14 protein-coding genes are annotated in these 24400 nt (G+C 33.9%); 8 read left to right on the top strand and 6 right to left on the bottom strand.

The window, feature by feature from the left end; translation table 11 throughout:
* The first annotated feature begins 138 nt into the window (after positions 1–138).
* The gene (locus tag G6N05_RS08810; RefSeq protein ID WP_166127071.1) at positions 139–924 is read left to right on the top strand and encodes an XAC2610-related protein; all 786 of its coding nucleotides are present in this window, start codon (positions 139–141) and stop codon (positions 922–924) included.
* 173 nt (positions 925–1097) lie between these two features.
* A complete protein-coding gene (locus G6N05_RS08805) occupies positions 1098–2120 on the top strand; it encodes a hypothetical protein (RefSeq protein ID WP_166127066.1) in 1023 nt (340 codons plus the stop codon).
* 74 nt (positions 2121–2194) lie between these two features.
* Here the strand turns inward: G6N05_RS08805 and G6N05_RS08800 are convergent, their stop codons facing one another.
* A complete protein-coding gene (locus tag G6N05_RS08800; protein ID WP_205729751.1) occupies positions 2195–2452 on the bottom strand; it encodes a hypothetical protein in 258 nt (85 codons plus the stop codon).
* A 226-nt stretch (positions 2453–2678) separates the two neighbouring features.
* Between G6N05_RS08800 and G6N05_RS08795 the strand changes: the two genes are divergently transcribed.
* Positions 2679–3107: a DUF4890 domain-containing protein gene (locus G6N05_RS08795; RefSeq protein ID WP_166127058.1), complete on the top strand. Its 429-nt coding sequence runs from the start codon at positions 2679–2681 to the stop codon at positions 3105–3107.
* A gap of 69 nt (positions 3108–3176) precedes the next feature.
* Positions 3177–3506: a hypothetical protein gene (locus tag G6N05_RS08790; protein WP_166127055.1), complete on the top strand. Its 330-nt coding sequence runs from the start codon at positions 3177–3179 to the stop codon at positions 3504–3506.
* Positions 3507–3563: 57 nt separating this feature from the next.
* Here the strand turns inward: G6N05_RS08790 and hemL are convergent, their stop codons facing one another.
* Genes hemL through G6N05_RS08770 form a run of 4 tightly spaced genes read right to left on the bottom strand, consistent with a single transcriptional unit; the run spans position 3564 to position 8572 of the window.
* Positions 3564–4850 (bottom strand): glutamate-1-semialdehyde 2,1-aminomutase, encoded by a 1287-nt coding sequence (gene hemL / locus G6N05_RS08785; protein ID WP_166127051.1) that lies wholly within the window; start codon positions 4848–4850, stop codon positions 3564–3566.
* On the bottom strand, positions 4850–5713 hold the full coding sequence (locus tag G6N05_RS08780; RefSeq protein WP_166127048.1) for a glucosaminidase domain-containing protein: 864 nt from the start codon (positions 5711–5713) through the stop codon (positions 4850–4852). The genes hemL and G6N05_RS08780 overlap by 1 nt, the downstream gene beginning before the upstream one ends.
* Positions 5710–6606: a 1-aminocyclopropane-1-carboxylate deaminase/D-cysteine desulfhydrase gene (locus G6N05_RS08775; RefSeq protein WP_166127045.1), complete on the bottom strand. Its 897-nt coding sequence runs from the start codon at positions 6604–6606 to the stop codon at positions 5710–5712. The genes G6N05_RS08780 and G6N05_RS08775 overlap by 4 nt, the downstream gene beginning before the upstream one ends.
* 55 nt (positions 6607–6661) lie before the next feature.
* Positions 6662–8572, bottom strand: a complete 1911-nt coding sequence (locus tag G6N05_RS08770; protein ID WP_166127041.1) for a T9SS sorting signal type C domain-containing protein — start codon at positions 8570–8572, stop codon at positions 6662–6664.
* A gap of 430 nt (positions 8573–9002) precedes the next feature.
* Here G6N05_RS08770 and G6N05_RS15725 point away from each other — a divergent pair, with 430 nt between their 5' ends.
* From G6N05_RS15725 to G6N05_RS15720, 4 genes are all read left to right on the top strand, one after another.
* Positions 9003–14276, top strand: a complete 5274-nt coding sequence (locus G6N05_RS15725) for a GEVED domain-containing protein (RefSeq protein ID WP_166127038.1) — start codon at positions 9003–9005, stop codon at positions 14274–14276.
* A gap of 208 nt (positions 14277–14484) precedes the next feature.
* Positions 14485–15981: a hypothetical protein gene (locus G6N05_RS08760; protein ID WP_166127034.1), complete on the top strand. Its 1497-nt coding sequence runs from the start codon at positions 14485–14487 to the stop codon at positions 15979–15981.
* A gap of 202 nt (positions 15982–16183) precedes the next feature.
* A complete protein-coding gene (locus tag G6N05_RS08755) occupies positions 16184–18160 on the top strand; it encodes a hypothetical protein (protein WP_166126993.1) in 1977 nt (658 codons plus the stop codon).
* Between the two features lie 304 nt (positions 18161–18464).
* The gene (locus G6N05_RS15720) at positions 18465–24074 is read left to right on the top strand and encodes a GEVED domain-containing protein (RefSeq protein ID WP_166126989.1); all 5610 of its coding nucleotides are present in this window, start codon (positions 18465–18467) and stop codon (positions 24072–24074) included.
* On the opposite strand, the gene G6N05_RS08745 is transcribed toward G6N05_RS15720, so the two are convergent.
* Complete coding sequence (locus tag G6N05_RS08745) at positions 24071–24397, bottom strand: hypothetical protein (protein ID WP_166126987.1); 327 nt, start codon at positions 24395–24397, stop codon at positions 24071–24073. The genes G6N05_RS15720 and G6N05_RS08745 overlap by 4 nt on opposite strands.
* Positions 24398–24400: the final 3 nt, after the last annotated feature.

The raw sequence follows: 24400 nt of genomic DNA, 5'->3' as shown, positions 1-24400 counted from the left end.
AAAATCCTCATTTTAATTTAATTTGAGGATTTTTTTGTAGGAATTATTTATACATTTGAAAAGCGCTATTTTATGGCGTATATAAACAAGTTAGCAGTAATGTGAAAAACTTTGCGTAAAAGACAGAAAATATACTAAATGAAAATATTATCAGCAATTGCAATTATCCTTTTCTTATTTTCTTGCAAAACAAAAATTGAGAAAACTAATTCAAATTCAACAAAATTTGACACTATTTTGATGCTTACTGAAAAGGATACATTTAAAGTACTTTCTGGTGATTGGAAATATACTTTTGATATGTATTCTAAATCTGATTCAATAGAAATAAACAATTTCTATAGTGAACCATTTGTGAAAATGATTAATATCAACAATCAAAAAGTTGGTATTGTAATTGAAAATTCTTTATTGAAATTATATCATCAAAAGGAAGGGTATTTTCAACAAACATCAAAAGATAGTTTGGAAGGTGTTAATTGGAAAATAAAAAAATCTGATTTAAACTTTGATGGAAATACAGATATTGTGTTGAGTGAAGTTGAAGGAGCTCACGGCAACTCTTTCACTACAGCACTAATTTTTGATACAAAAACAAATACTTTTGTTCATAAAAAATGTTTTGATTTACCAAATTTAGAAATTGACAATAAGAAAAAACAATTGAGAACTAAATGGTATAGTTCAGCTTGTGGTAATTCTAAAAAAGCAATATTTATTACTACTATAGACAGTATTGAACTACTTGAATCTATAAATTATTTTGATTCAGAATGTGGTGGAAAGGGAAATGAAAAGCGGTATTTAATCTTCACAGAAAAAAAAACTAAAAGTAAAGTTGTTAAGGATTCAATATTATTAAAACCAAAAGAAGCGTGGAATTTTTTTGAGCAATCATTATGGAATACTAAAAACGAATGGTAAACACTACTGCTAACAGGCGTTTGGCAAGATTGCGAATTTTGTAGTAAATTCACGTTTACGTTTCGCAAGAAATTTTATCTTTGATAGAAAATAATCGGTTCCGAAGTTCGCAACCTCGCCAAGCGCCGGAACGTTAACTGATATTTTAAGTAAAAACGTAGAAAATTAAGAATATGGATGATAGTGTCTTTAAAATTTCAGACCAAATAAAAACTGTAAACGAAGGATATAGACATGTCGTGATTTTAGGAGCAGGTGCAAGTAAAGCATCTTGCATTGATAATCCGGAAAGAAATGGCACACAATTGCCATTGATGAACGATCTTCCAAAAATCATCAATCTTGATAAAGAATTACTTGATTTGTCTCCTGATTTAAAAAATGAGAATTTTGAAAAAATTTTTTCTACTTTATTTGAACTAGAGCCTAATTCAGATAGACTACAGAGTATTGAAAAAAAAATATATGCTTTTTTTGAGTCTTTGGAGTTACCTCCACACCCAACTATTTATGACTTTCTAATTTTATCATTAAGAAAGAAAGATTTAATCGCGACTTTTAATTGGGATCCTTTTCTTTGGCAGGCTTATAGAAGAAATTTAAAACTTACTGACAATTTACCACAAATAGTTTTTCTACACGGAAATGTTGCAATTGGAATTTGTGAAGATTCAAATACGTTTGGACCTAATGGTTATAAAAGTCTGAAAAGTGGAAAACCATTTATTCCAACAAAACTTTTGTATCCCGTTGCAAATAAAAACTACAACTCAGATAATTATATAAAAAATCAATGGAGTGCTCTTTCTCATTTTCTAAAAAATCCAGCAAGAGTAACTATTTTTGGTTATTCTGCACCAATTAGTGATGTAGAAGCTATAACCATTATGAAAGAAGCTTGGGGTAATCCAGAAAAAGACAAACAATTTACTCAATTAGAATTAATAGATATTCAAAGCGAGTCAAAACTAACAAAATCTTGGAAAAATTTCATTTTTAGCCATCATTACGAAATTACAAATGATTTCTTCAAATCTTCTATCGTTCGATTTCCTAGACGAACCGGAGAAGTGTTTCTTGCAAATTACTTAGAATCAAAATGGTATGAAGAAAATTATCCTCCAAGATTTAAAAACCATACAGAAATGTGGAATTGGTATAAACCATTTATAGAAGCAGAAAAAAACATCAGCTAACAAGCATTTGACAAGATTACAAATTCTGTAGTAAATCCACATCTCACCTACTTTACCAAGTTGCACTATTCTCATTACAACTGTATTTCCACTTTTTGCAATTTCATTCCCACTTTTTGCAATTTCATTTCCATTTCTTTCAACATAATTTCCATTTCTTTCAACTTCATTTCCATTTCTTTCAAATTCATTTCCATTTCTTTCATAGTTATTTCCATTTCTTTCATAAATATTTCCATATCTTGCATAGGTATTTCCATAACTTGCATCGTCATTTCCATAACTTGCATCGGTATTTCCATTTCTTTCATAGTCATTTCCATAACTTGCATCGGTATTTCCTAAACTTGCATAGTCATTTCCTAAACTTGCATCGGCATTTCCTAAACTTACATCGGTATTTCCTAAACTTGCATAGTCATTTCCATTTCTTTCATAGTCATTTCCATTTCTTACAACTACATTTAGGAATATCTTTACTTCAGAAATGTTTTTTCAACTTTCATTAAACCATTTCCGAATTAAAGTGTCCAATACTAAACTTTAAAATTTTATAATATGAAAAATTTGGCAAAGAAATTAGTATTCGTAATGACTTTATTAGTTTCATTCGGAGTTTCGGCTCAAGATAAAAGAGAGAAAATGAAAAACGCCACTCCAGAAGAAAGAGTGGAAATGAGAACGGCAAAACTTTCTGAAAAATTAAATTTAGACGAAAATCAGAAAAAGAAAGTAAAAGAAATTTTAGCTGCTCAACAAAAGGAAAACATGGTTGCTAGAGAAGAAATGAAAGCTGAAAGAGAAAAAATGCGTGCTGAAAGAGAAAAAACGCGTGCTGAAATGAAAGAAACCATGAAAAAAGAACACGAAGAGTTGAAAGCAAAACTAAAACCAGTACTTACCGAAGAACAATTTAAGAAATGGGAGGCAATGCAAAAAGAAAATGTAGACAAAGTAAAAGCAGGCAGAAAGCATAAAAAAAGATAAATATTTATAAAAAATGCTTCCATATTGAAAATATTTTTTATTTTTGATAAAACTATTAAACAAATTACAATGAAAAATTTATTAGGGGCTCTTATTTTATTCTTAGCTTTCACAGTAAACGCAAGTGCACAAGAGACATTTAAAAAAGTAGACGAAAAAGTTGAAGCTAAAAGTAATTTAGCTGCTCTTTCTGAAGTTGTTCCTGTTCAAGGCACTTTAAGCGAAGATTTATTCAGATTATTTGAATACAAATACAGAAATTTAAACGAAAATCTTTCTAAAGAAAGAAAAGTTGAATTAGCTAAAATGATTGAGTTGAAATTAAGAGCTACTCTTACTGAAGCTCAAATGAAAAGCATTGAAAGTAAACCAGGTTTGTTGAAAAAGTTAACAAACTAAAAATAAAAAAATCCCGTTAATTAAACTTAACGGGATTTTTTTTTTGCCTATTACTAACTATAATATTTTTGCAACTTCGTTGACACATTTTATAGTGTAATCTAAATCTTCATAAGTTAAAGCATCTGTAATAAACCACGTTTCATAAGCGGATGGTGCAATATAAATTCCACGATTCAATAATTCGTGAAAGAATTTTTTAAACCTATCGTTATCTCCATTTTTTGCTGTATCAAAATCATACACTTCGTTTTTATCAAAATGTACAGAAATCATTGACCCTACTCTATTTATAGTAAATTCAATATTATTTTCAGATAAAACTTTGTCGATACCTTTTTCTAAGTAAGCTGTTTTTTCTTCTAAACGATTAAAAATTTCAGCATCAGAATTTAATTCCAACAACATTTGATAACCTGCAGCCATCGCCAATGGATTCCCAGACAACGTTCCTGCTTGATATACTGGACCAAGTGGTGACAGCATATTCATAATTTCATTTCTTGCTGCAAAAGCACCAACTGGCAAACCGCCACCAATTACTTTACCGAAACAAACAATATCAGCATCTACATTAAATAATTCTTGAACACCACCTTTTGCCAAGCGAAATCCCGTCATAACTTCATCAAAAACAAGCATTGCTCCATTTTCTAAACAAAGCTGCTTTAAACCTGATAAAAATCCGCTTTTTGGAGGAATACATCCCATGTTTCCTGCAACAGGCTCAACAATAATAGCTGCAATTTCATTTTTATTCGCTTCGAAAAGTGCTTTCACATTTTCAAGGTCATTATATTTTGCTAATAACGTGTCTTTTGCAGTTCCTTCTGTAACTCCAGGGCTATTTGGTACACCAAAAGTACTTAAACCACTTCCAGCAGCAATTAAAAACGAATCAGAATGACCGTGATAACAACCTGAAAATTTAATTATTTTATCGCGTTTCGTATAACCTCGAGCCAAACGAATTGCACTCATACAAGCTTCTGTACCCGAATTTACAAAACGAATTTTATCAATATTTGGTACCATTGAAACGGCTAATGTTGCAATTTTAGTTTCCAATTCTGTTGGTGCTCCAAATGAAGTTCCTTTTTTAGCTTTTTCAATAATTGCATTCACAACGGGTTCATGAGCGTGACCTAAAATCATTGGTCCCCACGAGTTGATATAGTCAATATATTTATTTCCATCTTCGTCAAATAAATAGGCTCCTTTTGCTTCTTTTATAAAAATTGGAAAACCACCAACTCCTTTAAATGCTCGCACTGGCGAATTTACTCCACCAGGAATTACTTCATTAGCTTCAATAAATAACTGACTGCTTCTTTGATATAACATTATTTTTTTACTTTTAATTTTTGACCTATTGAAATTCCTGTATCTAAAATATTATTTAAATCTTTTAACTCATCTACAGAAACATTGTATTTTTTAGACAACGAATATAAGGTATCACCTTGTTGTACAATATGTTCACCAGCAATTTGAGTAACTACTCTTGGTTTTGGAACAAAATTTCTATCTAAAACTTCATTATCAATTTTATATAATTCATAGCGTTCGATGATTCCAATTAATTTTGATGGATATAAAGAATCTGTTGCATAACCGGCTTGTTTTAACCCTTTGGCCCAAGCTTCATAATCACCTTTATCTAATTTAAAAAGATTTTCATATCGTTTTCTTGAAGATAAAAATGCCGAATGATCTTTATAGGATTCTGCTGGATCTTTGTATTTTCTAAAACATTCTTGAGCAGCGTCATCATCGTATTTTATAGATTCACCCATCCAACCCGTATGACATTTAATTCCGAAATGATTGTTTGCTTCTTTTGCTAATTGTCCAAAACCTGCACCAGATTCTAAAATACCTTGCGCCATAGTTATACTTGCTGGAACACCGTGTATTTTCATGTTACTTTTAGCGGTTTCTTTAAAATCGGCAATATATTTTTTCACATCTTCTGTAGTAGCTTTTACTTTTGAAGTTGCCACCAAAATTTCACTTCCAGAAGAAGGTTTGGTTTCTTTTGGAATAGTGGAAACATTAGGCTTTACGGTTGGAGCAGTTTTTACAGGATACCTTTTAGTTACAGGATAACTTTTGGTACTTGTAGTTCTTTTAGCTGTTCTTATTTTAGAACTTCCACAACTTATAAAAAGCAGAGAAATAAATACTATTAAAATTTTCTTCGTCATATTATTATCTTTGTTTTTCCTTTTTTTTCTAATACTTTATTCATTCCAGCAATACCTTGTAAACCGCCTGTATGAATGGCTAATATTTTTGAATGGGTTGGAAAATAATTGTTTTCAATTAAATTCATTATTCCGAACATCATTTTCCCAGTGTAAATTGGATCTAAATGAATGTGATGTTCCAAATAGAAATTATTTATAAAACTAATAAGTTCTTCAGTTACTTTTCCATAGCCACCAAAATGGTACTCACAATTTATAGACCAATTTTGTTTGTTTGCAAATTTAGCAATATCATTTTGTAAAAATTCACCTTTTAAGGAAGAAAATCCAATAATATTTTGATTGTTTGCTGAACTATTAATTATCCCTGAAATTGTTCCTCCAGTTCCTACGGAAGAACAGATATGTGTAAACTCGGAATCAGAAGAAGTTAAAATTTCTTCACAACCTTTTATAGCTAATTCATTGGTCCCACCTTCAGGAAGTAAATAAAAATCACCAAATTTAATTTTCAAATTTTCAATGAAATCCGAATTCTCTTTTTGGCGATAGGCCTCTCTAGAAATAAAAACGAATTTCATTCCTAATTGTTGTGCTTGAAGTAAAGTTGGATTTTCGGCAATTTTATCTTGGAGTTCTTCTCCTCTAATAATTCCAATGGTATCGAAACCATATTCTTTTCCTGCTCCTGCAACAGCAACAATATGATTGGAAAAGGCACCGCCAAATGTTACTAACACTTTTTGATTTTTATTTTTTGCTTCTTCGAGATTGTATTTTAGTTTTCTAAATTTATTTCCTGAAATTATAGGATGCAACAAATCTTCTCTCTTAATATAAATAGAAATTTGGTTTGGAAAAACGGTATGTATAAGCTGATTATCAGACATAAAAAATCCCGAATAAGAATTACCTATTCGGGATTAAATATAATTATTTATTTTATTAATTTCCTACTATAACTTTCTTTTCAACAGAAACATTATCATCAGTATTTAATTTCACAATATAAACACCATCACTTAAAGCGTTTGTTGGTAATTCAATTAGATTGTTTTTACCTAAGTTTTTCTTAGTAATCACTAATTTACCAGTAACATCATAAACTGAACAGTTTACAACATCTTTACCTAAAGTATTTACGATAGTTAACATTGATTTTTTATTGTTTTGGAAAACTTCAAATGAATCTGCAGCTAAATTATTATTATCATTAGACAACACATCAAAGTTTTTAAAAGTAACTTCAAAACGAGTAGTATTTTCACCAGCTGGTAAGTTTATTGCAAATTCATTGTTTACGATATCATAATAAATTCCAGTTACTTTATCGTGAATGTATACATTATCAGAACCAGTAAAATTGATAACATCAGAAACTTTAACTTTAAAATCAGATTGTGCCCCACATTTAAAAGCTAATGGAATTCTTTTATCGATATCAAATGGCAATGTAGTAATTACACATTTTTTAACATTATTATCTTGTCCGAAATAAACTAAGTTAGGAGTATTTGCATTATCTTCAGGAGAAACTGCATCATAACCTAAATCATAATTATCAGATGTATTTGGATTAAATGCCATCGCAATTTCAGTAGATTTCTCATTATTTAAAATTGCTAACAATTTAATTTGAGGAACTGGTAATTTTGATAATTGTTTATAGTCAATATCAGCAACATTTGGAATTTCGTCCCAATTTTGTTGGTTTACTGTTTGATTTGAATTTGCTGTTTTTTCAAAAGTAGATTCGTTACCCACTCCTTCTCTAACAAAAACTCTGTATTTGTTTTTCATAGTCGAAGCTCCTCCTGCTCCAACACCCTTCACCATAAAACCTTGTCCTATTGGAGAAAACTGTCTTTTAAAGTTTGATCCTGTAGTAAGTCCAGGAGAAACTTGATTTCCAGCTCCGTCATAAGTAGCCCAAGTAGCTGCCGTCCAAGTACCAGGAGTAGCAATATTTACACCATTAGCAACATAAGTACCGTAACCACCAATATAAGTATTTAAAATATGTGAATTACCTGATTTACTATGTTCCCAAAAATATGCAGAACCATCAATTATATTTGGATTACCACCTGGAGAGATAACACCAGTAGTTGCATCATAAGACCTACCAGTATGTTCTACTAAATACATATTTAAATTAATAGCACTTGAATAAGGATTTCCAACAAGTGTTAAATTACCACTAGAAACTGTTACAGAAATATTCCCGTCGTTTGGTCTTCCTCTAAAATCATAACGTTGTGCTGAACCTGTTTTGTTTGTTACTAAATCTGCATCAGCAACTAAACCATCAGTTCCAGAAGTACCTTTCATTGTGAAACCTTCACCTGGATTTATGGTTTGTGCATTTCCAATATATTGCCAATTAGCATAAATAGGAGAAAGAGATACAAATCTCCAAATCCAATAAGGAGCAATTTGCATTGTTCCAGCAGCACCACCAGTTGCAGTACCATTAGCATTATTAGTTGGTAAAATTTCAGCAGCAGTAGAAGTGATTAATCCTGTTGGTCTATTTAACAAAGCAACTCCAAAAGGGTTGCCCGCTGCTCCATTACCAACTGGAGAACACCAATAATTATATTGAAAATTATTTACTGTCCCTTCTTGAAAAACAGATAATTTACCTGTCCCAGAATTAACTGAAGCACCACCTTTTTGTAACAATTGAGAAGTATTTCTCAAATAAAAACTTCCTGTATTATTCAAATTAACATCTTGCATAACCGTCATATACTGATTGGTCATGAAAACGTAAGAACCGTCTTTTACAAATAACTGAGCATTTACAACACCTGTAAAAGCAAACATCAAACTAGTTAGTAATATTTTTCTCATAAACTTAGATTTTTATACCTTGAAACAATCTTCAAATGTAATGTTTTTTTATTAAAATAGATAATTATTTTACAGTTTTTTGAATTTTTATTAACATCATATCGATACTTATCCCTTTATTAATTAAGATATTGCAAAAATATAAAACTAAACAAACCAATAAACTCTTAAATGAAATACGTAAAAAAAACAGAAATGGTTTTGATAAATTTAAAAAAATAAAAAAAAATCACAAAAAAAGTAAAATTTGTTTGTTTTATACGAATCAATTGCATTAAAAATAAGTATTTACGTGTTTTTTAGCGTGAAATTGCGATTTTTTAACAAATACAAAAAACATTTAATATATAATAGCATTTTTTTTTATTAACTTTGTTATAACACTATTAAAAAAAATCACAAAAAACAATACTATAACACCCCCCTTTTTATGGAACAAAATTACAATTCAGGTGCTTCTACACATTCATCGGTTAATGTGCGTTGCTTTTCTTTTCTAAAAAGCAAAATCAAATTACTATTCGCGCTTTTTTTTATATTTCTAGGGTTTTATGATGCTTTTGGGCAAGTTACTACAGATACTTACATTTCTGGATCTGGCAATTTTACAGTTCCATGTGGCGTAACCTCCTTAACAGTAACTATTTGGGGAGCTGGAGGTGCTGGAGGCGCTGCTGACAATAATCCTAATGGAGGATCAGGCGGAGGGTCAGGCGGTTATTCTACAGCAGTATTAACTGTATTACCAGGTGATATAATCCCTTACTCTGTTGGCTTAGGCGGAAACGGAGGTACAAATAGTGGTGGAAACGGAAATCCAACAACATTTGGCATTATGCTAGCAAATGGAGGGACTGGAGGCGGTCAAAACCAAGGCGCTATCGGAACTGGAGGGACTGCATCAGGAGGCACAACAAACACAACAGGTGCTGATGGTGGCTTAGGCACAACTGCACTTGGAGCCGCAGGTGGTAACGCACCTGGTGGTGGTGGAAATGGTGGAGCAGCAAGAACTGGTGCATCAAACAATGGTAATCCAGGAATTATACCAGGCGGCGGCGGTGGCGGCGCTTTAAGAATTAGTGGCGGTGGAGGTCGAACTGGAGGTAATGGAGCTCGAGGAGAAATCAGAGTTACATACACAATGGTAATTCCAGCTAACCCAGGAAATCCTACTAGTAATTCACCACAATGTAATCCTCCGGGAGTTACATTAACTAGAGCGGGCGCACCACCTGCAGGTGTAACATGGTATTGGCAAACAACTGCTTTAGGAACAAGTACAGCAAATAGTGGCGCAACATTTGTTGCTACCACATCAGGAACTTATTACTTACGTGCTCAACATGATTCATCAGGATGTTGGAGCACTGGATCAGGAAGTTTAGCAGTTACGATTAATGTTCCACCAAGCATAACTGCAAACCCTGTAAACTTTTCAACAAATACGGGAGGTATAGCTTCATTTACAGTAACCGCAAGCAACACTCCAACAAGTTATACATGGCAAGTAAGTACCGATGGTGGTGGAACTTGGACAACCATTGTTAACGGAGGAGTTTACAGCACAGCTACAACTGCTACTTTAAATATCACTGGAGCTACCTTAGCAATGAACAATTATCAATATCATGCTTCTGCAACAAACGCATGTGGTACTTCAGCTTACTCTACAACTGCAACTTTAACTGTTAATAATATTGTTTTAGTAAGTGGATTGGGAACAAATAATGTTACGTGTGGGAACAATACAATTCTACGCGACCATGCCAATTTAGCCAATTATGCAAGTGGAAGAAACGACTGGTCTGCTTTAAATGTAACTTCTACAGCAGTTGTAAACATCAATGGGACTTACGATACAGAAAATGGATTTGATGCGGTTTGGCTATATGACGGCGTAGGAATTGGAGGAACTCAATTAGCTGTATATACAGGTACAGGAACAATTAATTATACTGGAAATCCCGGACAAACTATTACCGTAAGATTTACTTCAGACGGAACAGGCGTTAGATCTGGATTCGATTTAAATGTAACATATACTGGTAACTGTAATATTCCTTGTGTGGCACCAACTGCACAACCAACAGCATTAAATCTATCACCATCAGCAACTGTTATTTCAGGATCATTTACACATGCTTCTCCTCTACCTGATAATTATTTAGTAGTTATTAGTACAAATCCAGCTGCGCCGACACCAGTTAATGGAACAACTTACGCAATTGGAGGAACAGTTGGAGCTGGATATACCGTTGTAGATAACGATTCTAATAATTCATTTTCTGCTTCTGGGCTAACACCATCTACAACTTATTATTTTTATATCTTTTCTTTCAACAGACTTTGTATTGGAGGACCATTATATAGAACCGTATCACCTCTAATAGGAAATACAACAACTTTAGCAACTGACCCATATTGTTTCCCAACATATGGAGCAACAACAACAAGATATATTGAAAATGTATTTACCGTTGGAAATATTACAAATCTAAACAACATGGGAACTGGAAGATCTGCTTCTGGTTATGGAGATTTCACTGCCTCTACTCCAGTAACGCAAATTCCAGGCGGAGGTGTCGCAATTGAATATCTTTTAAGAGTTTCTAGACAATTTGTTGAAATGTGGGTAGACTGGAATAATGATGGCGTATTTACAGATGCCGCACCAGAATTAGTATACAATACTGGAGGAACTCAAACCATTGAAGGTACAGGAGGATTTGTTGTACCAGGCGCAACAGCTCCTGGAACATATAGAATTAGAATGAGAACTCGTGAAAATTCTGGAACAATTACACCTTGTGCTGGAGCATATGCAGCAGGTGAAACTGAAGATTACAGATTAGTTGTAGTTGCCGATTGTGCAGCAAAACCAACTTTTGTTCATGACGGCGAACGTTGTGACGACGGTATAGTTGCTTTAGGAGCAGAAGGAACTGCTGGAGTTACACTATTTAGATTTTACGATTCTCTTTTCGGAGGAACATTAATTGGCTCTCAAGCTGCTGTTCCTGGAATCACATATTGGAATACTCCTTTCTTAAGCGCAACAACAAAATATTATGTTACTGCTTGGAACGGAACTTGTGAATCTTGGTACAGAACAGAAGTTATAGCAACAATCAATCCAACAACAAACATCACTGTAACACCATCAGTACCTGAAGTTTGTGGAGAAAACAATATTGTTACTATTACAGCTGGTGGTGATGAAATCATCGATTACTTAGTAAATGAAAATTTCGAAGGTGGCCTAGGAACGTTATCTTTATTCAATGTTGCAGCTGACGCAAACACACAATGGACAGCAAGAACAAGTCCATACGTACCTACAGGAACAGTATGGAAACCAGCTATTACTTCAAGTGCAATTGGAAATGGTTTTGTTTTAGCGAACTCAGATTTTTCTGTCCCAAATCCAAAAGATACACAATTAAGAACTGCTGTATTAGACGCTACTGCTTATTCAGATTTAACTTTAGACTTTAGACATCATTTTTCATATTATCCTGGAGAGCCAGTACAATTTGGATATGTTGACATTTCGACTAATGGTGGTGGTGCTTGGACAACTTTACAAACCTACACATCAAACCAAGGTTATGCTGGAGAATTCTCAAACTCAATTATTGATTTATCAGCTTATGCTGGCATGAATAATCTTATGGTAAGATTTAGATTTTACTTAGCTGGAGGTTCTGCTTGGGCAAATGGTTGGGCAATTGATGATGTAAAAGTTTATGGCAATAGACCTTTAAATACTACTTTTACATGGACAGGCGGAACTGTAGCTGCATATATCGATGCAGCTTGTACTATACCTTATGCAGCACAAAACGTTACAACTGTATATGTTAAACCAACTCCAGCACAATTAGCTTCAACATCATGGTCATTTACTGCAAATGCAACTTTAGGAAATGGATGTCCTATCTCAGAATTAATTACAATTACTAACAAAACTAAACTTTGGAAAGGAACTGTTAGTACCGATTGGAATCAACCAAACAACTGGGAACCAGCTGGTGTACCTGACGCTAATACTTGTGTAATTATTTACGATGGTCCTAATGACTCTAGAATTGTTGGTGCATTTTATAATGCTTTTGCAAAATATGTTATTATCAGAGCAAATGGTGACTTATTAGTTAACACAAACAACACACTTACAATCACCGATAACTTAAATGTTGAAGCTGGTGGTGTTGCAACATTTGATAGCGGATCAAGCTTACTTCAAACAAACAACATAGCAAATATTGGAAATATAACATACAGAAGAACCGCTAATATCAGAAGACAAGATTATGTTTATTGGTCTTCTCCTGTTTCTGGATTTAGTAACAGCGCAATTTCTCCAGGAACACCATTAGGATTTCAATACAAATGGTCACCTACAACTGGAGGAACAAATAATTTCGGTAATTGGACAGCTGCAAACGAAACAATGATTGACGGAAAAGGATATATTGTAAGAGGTCCAAGTGCTTTTTCAACAACTGTATTAACTAACTTTACAACTTCTTTTGTTGGTGTTCCAAATAATGGAAACATTACCGTTCCAATTAGCAGAGGAACTTACGATGGAGTAAACTACTCTACTGGTGTTTCTTCAACTCCAGGAACAAAAGATGACGATAACTGGAATTTAGTTGGAAATCCATATCCTTCAGCTATAAACGCAATTGATTTCTTAACATTAAACACCAACATTACTGGTTTTGTTAATATATGGACTCATGGTACTTTACCGTCTACAGCAATTTCAGATCCTTTTTATAATGATTACGCTTACAATTACACTCCTTCTGATTATATTTCATATAATTCAACAGGAAATTCAAGTGGGCCGGGTGTGTTTAATGGACTAATTAATGCTGGACAAGGATTTTTTGTTTCGATGTTACACACAACAGCAGCAACCACAGAAAATTTAACTTTTAATAACACTCTAAGAAGTAACACCTATAACAATAATGTGTTTTATAAAACTTCAGATAATAAAGGAACAAATTCAAATGAATTAGAAAGACACCACATTTGGTTCGATATTGTAACACCAACTGGCACTAACGTTAGAACAATGTTAGGATATGCTGAAAACGCAACAAATGGTAAAGACAGATTATTTGATGCATTCTGTAATGAAAAATTATCTTTGAATATTTTCTCATTAATTGATGAGGATCTAATGATAATCCAAGGTAGAAAACTTCCATTTGATCCAAATGATAAAGTAAGAATTGGAATTTCTACTCCTCAAGATGGTTTATACAAAATTGCTCTAAGTGCAGTAGATGGGTTATTTTTAGATAAGAATCAAAACATCTATTTAGAAGACAAATTACTAAACACGCTATATAATTTAAAAGAGGCACCATATGCATTTATAGCAAACAAAGGATATGTTAAAGATAGATTTGTTTTAAGATTTGCAAAAGATAAAAACGAAACTATTACTGAACTAACAAATCAACTAATAGTTTATGATAATGAAAAACTAACAGTTCAGTCTGGAAAATTAAAAATTAAAAACATTCAAGTTTTTGATATCCAAGGAAAACAGATATTTGAAAAAACAAATGTTAACAATCCAGTATATGAAATAAATAATCTAACAAGAACTAACAGTTTAGTGATAGTTAAAATAACATTAGAAGACAATACCGAAGAGGTTAGAAAAGTTATTTACTAAAAACCTTAACTCCTTAACATTTTTCAAAAAGACCTTTACTATAAAAGTAAAGGTCTTTTTATTTTTTAATACTTGGATTACTCAATAAAACAAATGCCCGACAACTGGTGTATTTATGTAATATATTGATTTTTAACATTGTTTTGTTTGTTTTTCAAGTTTTTTATTTAATTTTGTGAGATATTTACAACCCCCTAATTAATAAAAAATGAAAAAAATTCTACCCTTAATGTTATTTTTAACATTAATTTCAAATGCACAAGTAGGAGTTGGAACTACTACCCCAGCAGGGGCATTAGATATCAATTCAAGTACAAACGGATTATTACTACCAAGAGTATCACTTACAGCGTTAAATATTGCTGCGCCAGTGGTTAACCCCGCAGGTGGAGCTTTAGTTGTTGGAACCTTAATATGGAATACCGCTACCGCAGGTGTAATTCCAAATAATGTTGTTCCAGGAATGTACTATTGGGAAGGAACTAGATGGATTTCACTTGCAGGTTCACCTGGAGGATTAGATTGGTCTTTATCTGGAAATACTGGTACTAATCCAGCAACTAATTATGTTGGTACTACAGATAATGTACCATTAATCTTAAGAGCAAATAGTATTGAGAGAATTAGAATGGGTACTGCAGAAACAGTAATTAACGAAGACGCTCAAAACTATGATTTTAGAGTAGAAGGAACTGGAGAAACAGAAATGTTTTTTGTAGATGCTAGTACAAACCACGTTCACATTAGAGCTTCCTCTCCTTTCCCAACAATTGATATGTTTACATCAGTTGGTGTAGCTGGAGATTATCCAATTAATGGATATGCAACAGGCCAAAGCAGCGCTGGAGTATACGGAAGACATTCAACTGATGCGACAGGTACAGACTCTAATGCCGGTGGGGCTTTCGACGGTTCAGGTAATGGCTTCACAAATTTACCTGGATTTAACATTGGTGTTATTGGAACCGCAGTTGATGTTGGAGTCGTAGGAACAGTTACAACACCAACATCAAATACCCAAACAAGATACGGTGGTTATTTCTCAAATACAAATACCGCAGACAACGTACAAGCTACAGCACAATTAGCAGGATACGACAATACAAATAGCATGTATTATGGAGGCTATTTTGATGGAGGTCAAGATGGTGTTGGCGGATTTATTACAGGAGCTGGAGGTGATATAAATGGAGATGCAAACACAACTGATTATGCATGGGTAGGTCTTCAACACGCAGGAACAAATTATAAAATTATGGGTGGCGGATCAGTTTCAACTATTGTAAAAGACGAAAACAACAAAGGAAGAATTCTTTACGCATCAGAATCACCAGAAATTACATTTACAGATTCTGGTATTGGTACTTTAGTAAATGGAGTTTGTAAAATTGATATTGATAAAGTTTTAGCAAAAAATATTTTTGTTAACGAAAAACACCCCTTGAAAGTTTTTATACAATTAGAAGGTGATTGCAACGGAGTATTTGTTACAGATAAGTCAGCAAATGGTTTTACAGTAAAAGAATTACAAAACGGAAAATCTAATGTTTCTTTTTCATGGCAATTAATTGCAAATCGCGCAGATACCATTTCAAAAGAAGGTCACATAATTTCAAAACATGTTGACGTTCGTTTACCATTAGCTCCTTTAAAACCAAAAAAATTAGAACAAGGAAAAAGCAAAACAAACAAAGAAAAAAAATAAAAGATAATTTAATTCTAAAAAAAGCCCAACAAATTTGTTGGGCTTTTTTTTGCCTACAACTAAACTAAATACAAATTTAAATTAGAAAAGTAAAATAAAAAAACAATTAAATTATGATATATTTAAAAAAAATGTTAAATTGCTTATGATTTAAAAAATCTCAAAATAATAATATTAAAATAACCCCCCAAAATTTGATGTTATGAAAAAGCATGCACTTTTTATTGTATTTAGCATTTGCACTTTAAATGCCCAAGTAGGTATTGGCACTACCACACCAGAAGGCGCATTAGACTTAAACCCAACAATAGCAAATAACTACGGTTTTGTTGTACCAAGAATTGCCTTAACAGCGCTAAACGCTCAAGCACCAGTTGTAAACCCGCAAACTGGAGCAATCCCAACTGGGACAGTAGTATACAATACTGCAACAGCAAATACAGGTGTTGCAGCACCACCAAATGCAATCGGCCCAGGATTATATTTTTGGAACGGAACAAGATGGGTGGCCTTTGCAGGTTCTCCAGGAGGCTTAGATTGGTCTTTATTAGGAAACGGAAGTACAAATATTGCTACTGACTTTATAGGAACTACTGATGCTGTAGATTTCGCAACAAGGACAAATAATATTGAGAGAATGAGAGTTCTTTCCAATGGACACATATTAATGAACACAACAACTAACGATGTAACTACCGGAGCTGATAATGTTTTTGAAGTTTTAGCAACAACAGCAGGTGATGAAGCAATTAGCGGATATGCTAATGGAACAGGAATCGGAGTTTTTGGACAAAGCACATTAACCGGAACAGGAGTAACTGGAAGAAATTCAGGTACTGGAAATGGTGTATTAGGGACTATAACTAATATAGCCGCAACTCAAGGATCAGGTGTTTCAGGACTAAATTCATCAACAGTAACTGCAAGAACTGGCAACCTATCTGGCGTTCAAGGGCAATCATCATCTCAAGTAGGTAACGGAGTTAGTGGTGCTAATTTCGGAAACGGAATAGGTATTTACGGACAAACCACCGGAGGAACACTAACAACAACTGCATCAATCGCAGCAGTTTACGGCACATTAGACCAGGCTGTCGCAGGTAATCAAGACGTAGCTGGTATAATTGGAACACATAGTAACAGAACACAAGGAACTGGTGGATATAGCGGACCAACTGCTGCAGGAGTAAACTCTTCATTAGCAGGTGTAGCCGGATCTTTCGCATCAAAAACAACAGTACTTAATACAGATTCATATTTTTTTGGAATAACTGGGCAATTACTTGTAGACACAAGTGTTGGCGGGGCTTTAATTCCTAAAAGAACTGGTGGAGTTTTAGGTGAAAATTCTGGAACGTGGGCATCCTTAGCATATAAAAGTAGTGCAGGTGGCGCAGGTTCAATGTTTGGTCTTTATGCAAGTACTGCGACTAATGGTAATGGAGCAGGAAAAATGTCAAGCCCAGCTGCAAATAATAATATTGGTATGGGTATAAACGGAGGTTTTATGGGTGGCTATGTACAAGGAAGTCAATATGGCCTTGTTTCAAAAGGTCAAGATTTTGGTATGTATGTAGATGGAAATACGATTACAAACAAACCATACATTCAACTAATTGAAGGAAACAACAATAGAATTGCAACTTATTCTTCTACTTCAACAAGTGTTGATGTTACTACAAGAGGAAAAGGAAAATTAAATAACGGAGAAGTCTTTATTACTTTTAATGAGGCCTTTAAAAACGCAGTAAGCACTTCAGATTTATCCAAATCAATGGATTCTGAAGAAAGCATTAACATTACTGTAACGCCAATTGGAGAAAGCAACGGTCTTTATATTAGCAGAATAACAAAAGATGGATTCTTTATTAAAGAAAACAAAAACGGTAAAAGCAATGTTTCTTTTAATTGGGTTGCAATTGGTACTCAAAAAGGTTATGAAAACGGAGTAACAGTTTCAGATGTAGTTTTATCTCAAAACTTTGATTCAAATATGAAAGGTGTAATGATTCCTGACACTGAAAACCAAATCCAAAATGCTACACCAATTTATTTTGATGGAACTAAAGTACGTTTTGAAGATGTCCCAGAAGGATTAAACAAACCAAAAAACGCAGTAATTACTCCAAAAATTTTACCTGTAACGATTGAAGATGAGAAAATTAAAAACAATAAATAAAAAATAAATACATTTAATTTAACATAAAAAAGCCCAGCAATCCTGTCGGGCTTTTTTTGTTGTTAAATAATTATTAATTAAATATTAATTATTTTATACACTTCAGCGCAAAATAGTGCGTTTTGTCGAAAATAAACGTCTTGTGTCGAATATTTTCAACATTTTATATGAATTTTGTTTAAAATTTATATATTGCTCAACGAATTTAAATAATAATTTCATATTATAAAATTAACAACCCAATTTACTAGCAATAATTACATAATAATCAAAAAAAACACACTAAATACAAAACTCTTCTAAAATGAACAACAAGGCTTACAACCCACCCAACAAATTACTAACCAATTTTAAAAAACACATTACTAATAAACTTACTTTATTACTGTTTTTTCTTTTTTTAATTTTCACAACTACAACGTTTGCACAAACTGTTGACACATTCTCTACAGCTGGAACTGGAACATGGGTTTGTCCCGCTGGTGTTACCTCGGTAAAAATTGAAGCTTGGGGTGCTGGTGCTGGAGGTGGATATTCAAGAGGTAGTAGTGGTGCTGCTGGTGGTGGTGGTGGTGGTGAATACACCTACTCAAACACAATAACTGTGGTCCCAGGAACTACCTACTATTACAGAGTTGGTACTGGCGGTTCAGGAGGTTTACAAGGTGGTACTGCAGCAACTGCCGGAGGATCAAGTTGTTTTTCAACAGCTACAAATTGTGGAGGAACAATATTAACATCAGCAAACGGAGGAAATATCGGAGCTTCAGTTACAACAAATACAAGTGGAGCTGGAGGAACCGGAGGAACCGGAGGTATTTTTTCAAATGGTGGAACTTTTAGAGGCGGAAACGGCGCTAATGGACTAAATGGAAGTGGCACAAGCTTCGGCGGCGGCGGCGGCGGCGGCGGCGCAAGCACACTTGGAAACGGCGGAGATACAACAAATAGAAATGGAGGTATTGGTACAGGTGTTGGTGGTGGAAATGGTGGAAGCGGAGGAACTAATTCAAATGGAACAAACGCTAGTAATATTGGCGGCGGCGGCGCTGGAGCTCATAAAGACAACAACAATAATGGTGGTGGAAATGGCGGTACCGGTCAAATTAGAATAACATACACAATACCAGGTAGTTATTGCGCAGCAACAAATACAGCTTCAACATCCTATTATATAACAAATGTAACCTCAACAGGAGGTGTTGCTAATTTTAATAATAGTTCAGCAGCATTTGCAGCATATTCAAATTTTTCTGCACAATTTGTAAGTCAATTCCCTGGAGCTAATTTTTCTTTAAGCGCAACGCATCCAACAAGTACCTACGGATATAATGTTTGGGTAGATTGGAATAATGACACAGATTTTAATGACGCTGGTGAAAATGTACTTTCTACAGGATATCTTAGTACTCCAGCAAGTTTAGGAACGGTAACAATTCCCTTAGGTCAAGCTGCAGGAGATTACAGAATGCGTATAAGAAATGCTTATTTAAGCAACCCTGCTCCCGCATGTGGAGCATTTGATTATGGAGAAGCAGAAGATTATACTGTTAGAGTTATTGCATCTCCAGCTTGTTCAGGAGCTCCAACTGCAGGAACTACAACAGTTTCACCAGCAACTGGAAGTCCTGGATCATCTTATACAGTTTCAGCTTCTGGATTTACAAATGCAACTGGACTTACATTTCAATGGCAATACAGTACAACTGGTAGCGGCGGACCATGGACTAACCAAGGAGGCCCAACAGGAACTTACTCTAATTATACTGCAACCGCACCTGCTTTAGGCATCACTACACATTGGCGTTTAGTTGTTACTTGTACTGCAAGTGCTCAAAGCGCAAATTCAACTACAGCTGCATTTACATCCGTTTCAACACAAAACGTACCAACTACAGGAAATAACACAGTTACTTGTGGAACAAATATAGTTTTATTTGATAATGGTGGAAACGCTGGAGATTATGCAAATAGCTCAAATGGGTATACCGTTTTAGAAGCTGGATTAGGAGCAACAATAAATATTTCAGGAAACTATGTTACTGAAAGTGTTGATTACATAAGAATCTATAATGGAACTGGAACAGGTGGTACTTTATTAGCTACTTATTCTGGAACTGGATCTATTAACTATACTGGTACAGCTGGACAAACATTAACCGTTCAATTTACTTCAGATGGTTCAGTTGTCTATTCTGGTTTTTCTCTTTCGGTTACGTATAGCGGAACTTGTTTCCCTGTTTGTGCAGGAACTCCAAGTGGAGGTACTGCAGTAGCAACACCAGCATCAGCTGCACCAGGATCAAGTTATACTGTTTCTGCAACTGGATTTACTGGTGCAACAGGTCTGACATTTCAATGGCAATTCAGTACAAACGGTGGTGGATCATGGACAAATCAAGGTGCTTCGTCGGGAACCTATTCAAACGTTACAGCAACAGCTCCTGCATTAGGAACAACTGTTTTGTGGCATTTGATAGTTACTTGTACAAGTAGTGGCCAAAGTGGAACTTCTACAAATGGAACTTTTAACTCTGTATCAACTCAAAATATTCCAACAACTGGAAACAACACAGTATCTTGTGGTACAAATATCGTTTTATACGACAATGGTGGAAACGCTGGAGACTATGCAAATAGCTCAAGTGGTTATACAGTTTTAGAAGCTGGACTTTCATCAACAATTACACTTTCAGGAAACTATACTACAGAAAATAGTCTTGACTACATTAGAATTTATAATGGAACTGGAACTGGAGGAACTTTATTAGCTTCTTATACAGGAACAGGAACAATTAACTATACAGGAACTGCAGGACAAACATTAACAGTTCAATTTTACTCAGATAGTTCATCTGTATATTCTGGTTTTAATATCTCGGTATCATATAGCGGAGTTTGTTTTCCAGTTTGTGCAGGAGCTCCAACTGCAGGAACAGTAACCACAAATCCTAATACAGGATGGCCAGGCTCTTCATATAGTGTTGTTGCAACAGGTTATACTCAAGCTTTAAACATGACTTATCAATGGCAATATAGCACAAACGCTGGTGGACCATGGACAAATGCTGGCGCAGCAACAAGTTCATATGCTAATTATAGCGCTATAGCTCCTGCAAGTGGACTTGTATATTGGCATTTAGTAGTTACTTGTACAAATAGTGGTCAAAGCACAACTTCTTCAAATGGCGTTTTTACAACAATGACAGTAAGTTCAGTTGTAACAGGATGTCCTAATGTAGTTTCAGGTGGCTTAGGTTTAAGTGGAGCAGATCCAGCAGCAGTTAATTGTACAGCAGCATCTACTTGTGTTGATTTAGAAGCTACTTATTTAGATTTAGGAGAAACAACAGACTATATAGTTGAACCTATAGTATATAATCCTCCACGTAGTTTTACAGGATTAGCTAATCCGGTGAGTGTTAATACGGATGACGTTTGGTCTCCAGTTGTAAACCTGCCGTTTAATTTTTGTTTTTATGGAAATACATACACTCAATGTGTAATTGGTTCTAATGGAATATTAAGTTTTAATACTGCTTTAGCTGGAACTTCAAGTGGATATAGTTTTAACAATAACATTCCAATTAGCGGAAATACTGTATTAAGAGAAAATTCAATTTTTGGTGTTTTTCACGATATTAATCCAGGAGTAGGAACTTTAAAACAAGTTGGTTGGGAATTAATCACTTTACCAACAGGATGTAGAGCTTTAGTAGCTTCTTGGTCAAATGTACCGATGTTTAGTGACAATGCTATTTTATATACAGGAATGATGGTATTATACGAAAATTCAAATATTATTGAAGTTTATATTAACAACAAAATGCTTGATAATGCTGGCGCTGGAACTTGGAATGATGGTAATGCAATCGTAGGTATTCAAAATGCAACTGGTACTTTAGCTTCTGTACCCCCAGGAAGAAATGGTCTTGATCCAAACTGGACAGCAACTAATGAAGCATGGCGTTTTGTACCAAATGGTACTTCAATCGCATCAATTAAATGGTATGAAGGTGCTGGAGTTACAGGACCTGTTGTAGGAACTACACCAACAATTAACGTATGCCCTGCTTCAACTACAACTTACACCGCAGAAATTACTTATACTCTATGTGATGGAAGTACAATTAAAGAATCAGATCAAACCACAGTAACTATTAATGGTGCAAAAGTTTGGAATGGTTCTGTAAGTACAAACTGGAATATAGCGAACAACTGGTCTCCTACAGGAGTTCCAACTTCAGCAGATTGTGTTGTGATACCAAACGTAGCAAACGACCCAATTATTGGAGGAACTAATTATAGTGCTTTAGGATTAAATTTAGCAGTAAATACAGATGCAATCTTAAACATTACAGCAACAAATGCATTAAAAATAACTGATGTAATTAATGTAAACCCAACAGGAACAATTATTGTTCAAGATGACGCAAGTATTGTTCAAATAAACAACATAGCAAATACTGGAAACATTCAATACCAGAGAATTGCTAATATAAAAAGACTTGACTATGTATATTGGTCATCACCAGTTTCAGGATTCAGCAATAGTGCTATTTCTCCAGGAACACCATTAGGCTTTCAATACAAATGGACACCAACAATTGGTACAAACCCAGGTCAATTTGGAAATTGGACTTCAGCAAACGAAACAATGATTACAGGTAAGGGCTATATTGTCAGAGGACCTAATGCTTTTTCAACAACTGTTGCCGCAAATCATACAGCAACATTCATTGGTGTACCTAACAACGGAGATATTACAACTCCAATTAGCAGAGGAACGTACAACACAGCTGGAACTTATTCTACTGGAGTTTCAACAACTCCTGGAACAAAAGATGATGATAACTGGAATTTAGTTGGAAATCCTTATCCATCTTCAATTGATGCGATTAAATTCTTAACATTAAACACCAATATCACAGGTTTTGTTAACATCTGGACTCATGGTACAAATCCATCAACTGCAACAGCAGATCCATTTTATAACAACTACGCATACAATTACACACCATCTGATTATATTAGTTATAATTCTGTTGGAGCATCAAGTGGTCCAGTTGGATTTAATGGCTTAATTGGAGGAGGTCAAGGATTCCTTATTTCTATGCTTCATTCAACAGCAGGCACAACTGAAAATTTAATATTTAATAATACTTTAAGAAGAGATGTGCCAACTGGAAACGTATATAGTAACTCTCAGTTTTATAAAACATCAGATAAAAACACAAACTCAGACGAAATTGAAAAACACAGAATTTGGTTCGATTTAGTAACTCCAACCGGAACAAGTGTAAGATCATTATTAGGTTATGTAGAAGGCGCAACAAATGAAAGCGACAGATTATTTGACGCATTCACTAATGAAAAACCTTCATTCAACATTTTCTCATTAATTGAAGATGAACGTATGATGATCCAAGGTAGAAAACTCCCATTTGATGTAAATGACAAAGTTAACATTGGAGTTGCAATACCTCAAGATGGGTTATACAAAATTGCCTTGAGTACAGTAGATGGATTATTCTTAAATCCTAAACAAAATATATACTTAGAAGATAAAGTATTAAATGTAATTTTTAACTTAAAAGATGCTCCGTATTCATTTATAGATAAAAAAGGAACAATTAAAGATCGATTTGTTTTAAGATATACCAAATCAGATAAAGTGAAAGAAGTTACAAACCAGTTAACTGTTTATGACAATAATGTATTAACTGTTGAATCAGGTAAATTGAAAATAAAAGACATTGTAATTTTTGACACTTTAGGAAAATTATTACTAAACAAGAACAATGTAAATGATAAAAATTATCAAATAACTAATTTGAACAGAACAAATAGTTTAATGATAGTAAAAGTTACTTTAGAAGATAATTCAGAAGAAGTTAGAAAAGTTATTTACTAATAATATTTTAAGAATCTCCAAAAAGACCTTTGCTTTAAATAGTGAAGGTCTTTTTCATTTGCATAAGCTTCACGTTCAAAAGAAATATTTTTATAAGCCAATTGCCAATTTCTATATTTTACATAACCAATTAAAAATTCGGTAAGATAAATTACAAAAAAAGGCAACACTAACATTTCTAATTGTTGTCTGATATGAATTTTCTCATGATTCAATAAAACAGCATTATTCCTATCTGATTTCTCAGATAAAACAATAAAAGGAAATAAAGTTATTCCTCTCACCCATTTTGGCGTTAAATATTTAAAAACTATTACAATCATTTG

The sequence above is a fragment of the Flavobacterium bernardetii genome, from assembly GCF_011305415.1.
Taxonomy (GTDB): Bacteria; Bacteroidota; Bacteroidia; order Flavobacteriales; family Flavobacteriaceae; genus Flavobacterium; species Flavobacterium bernardetii.
This window is presented reverse-complemented; position numbering and strand designations above follow the sequence as displayed.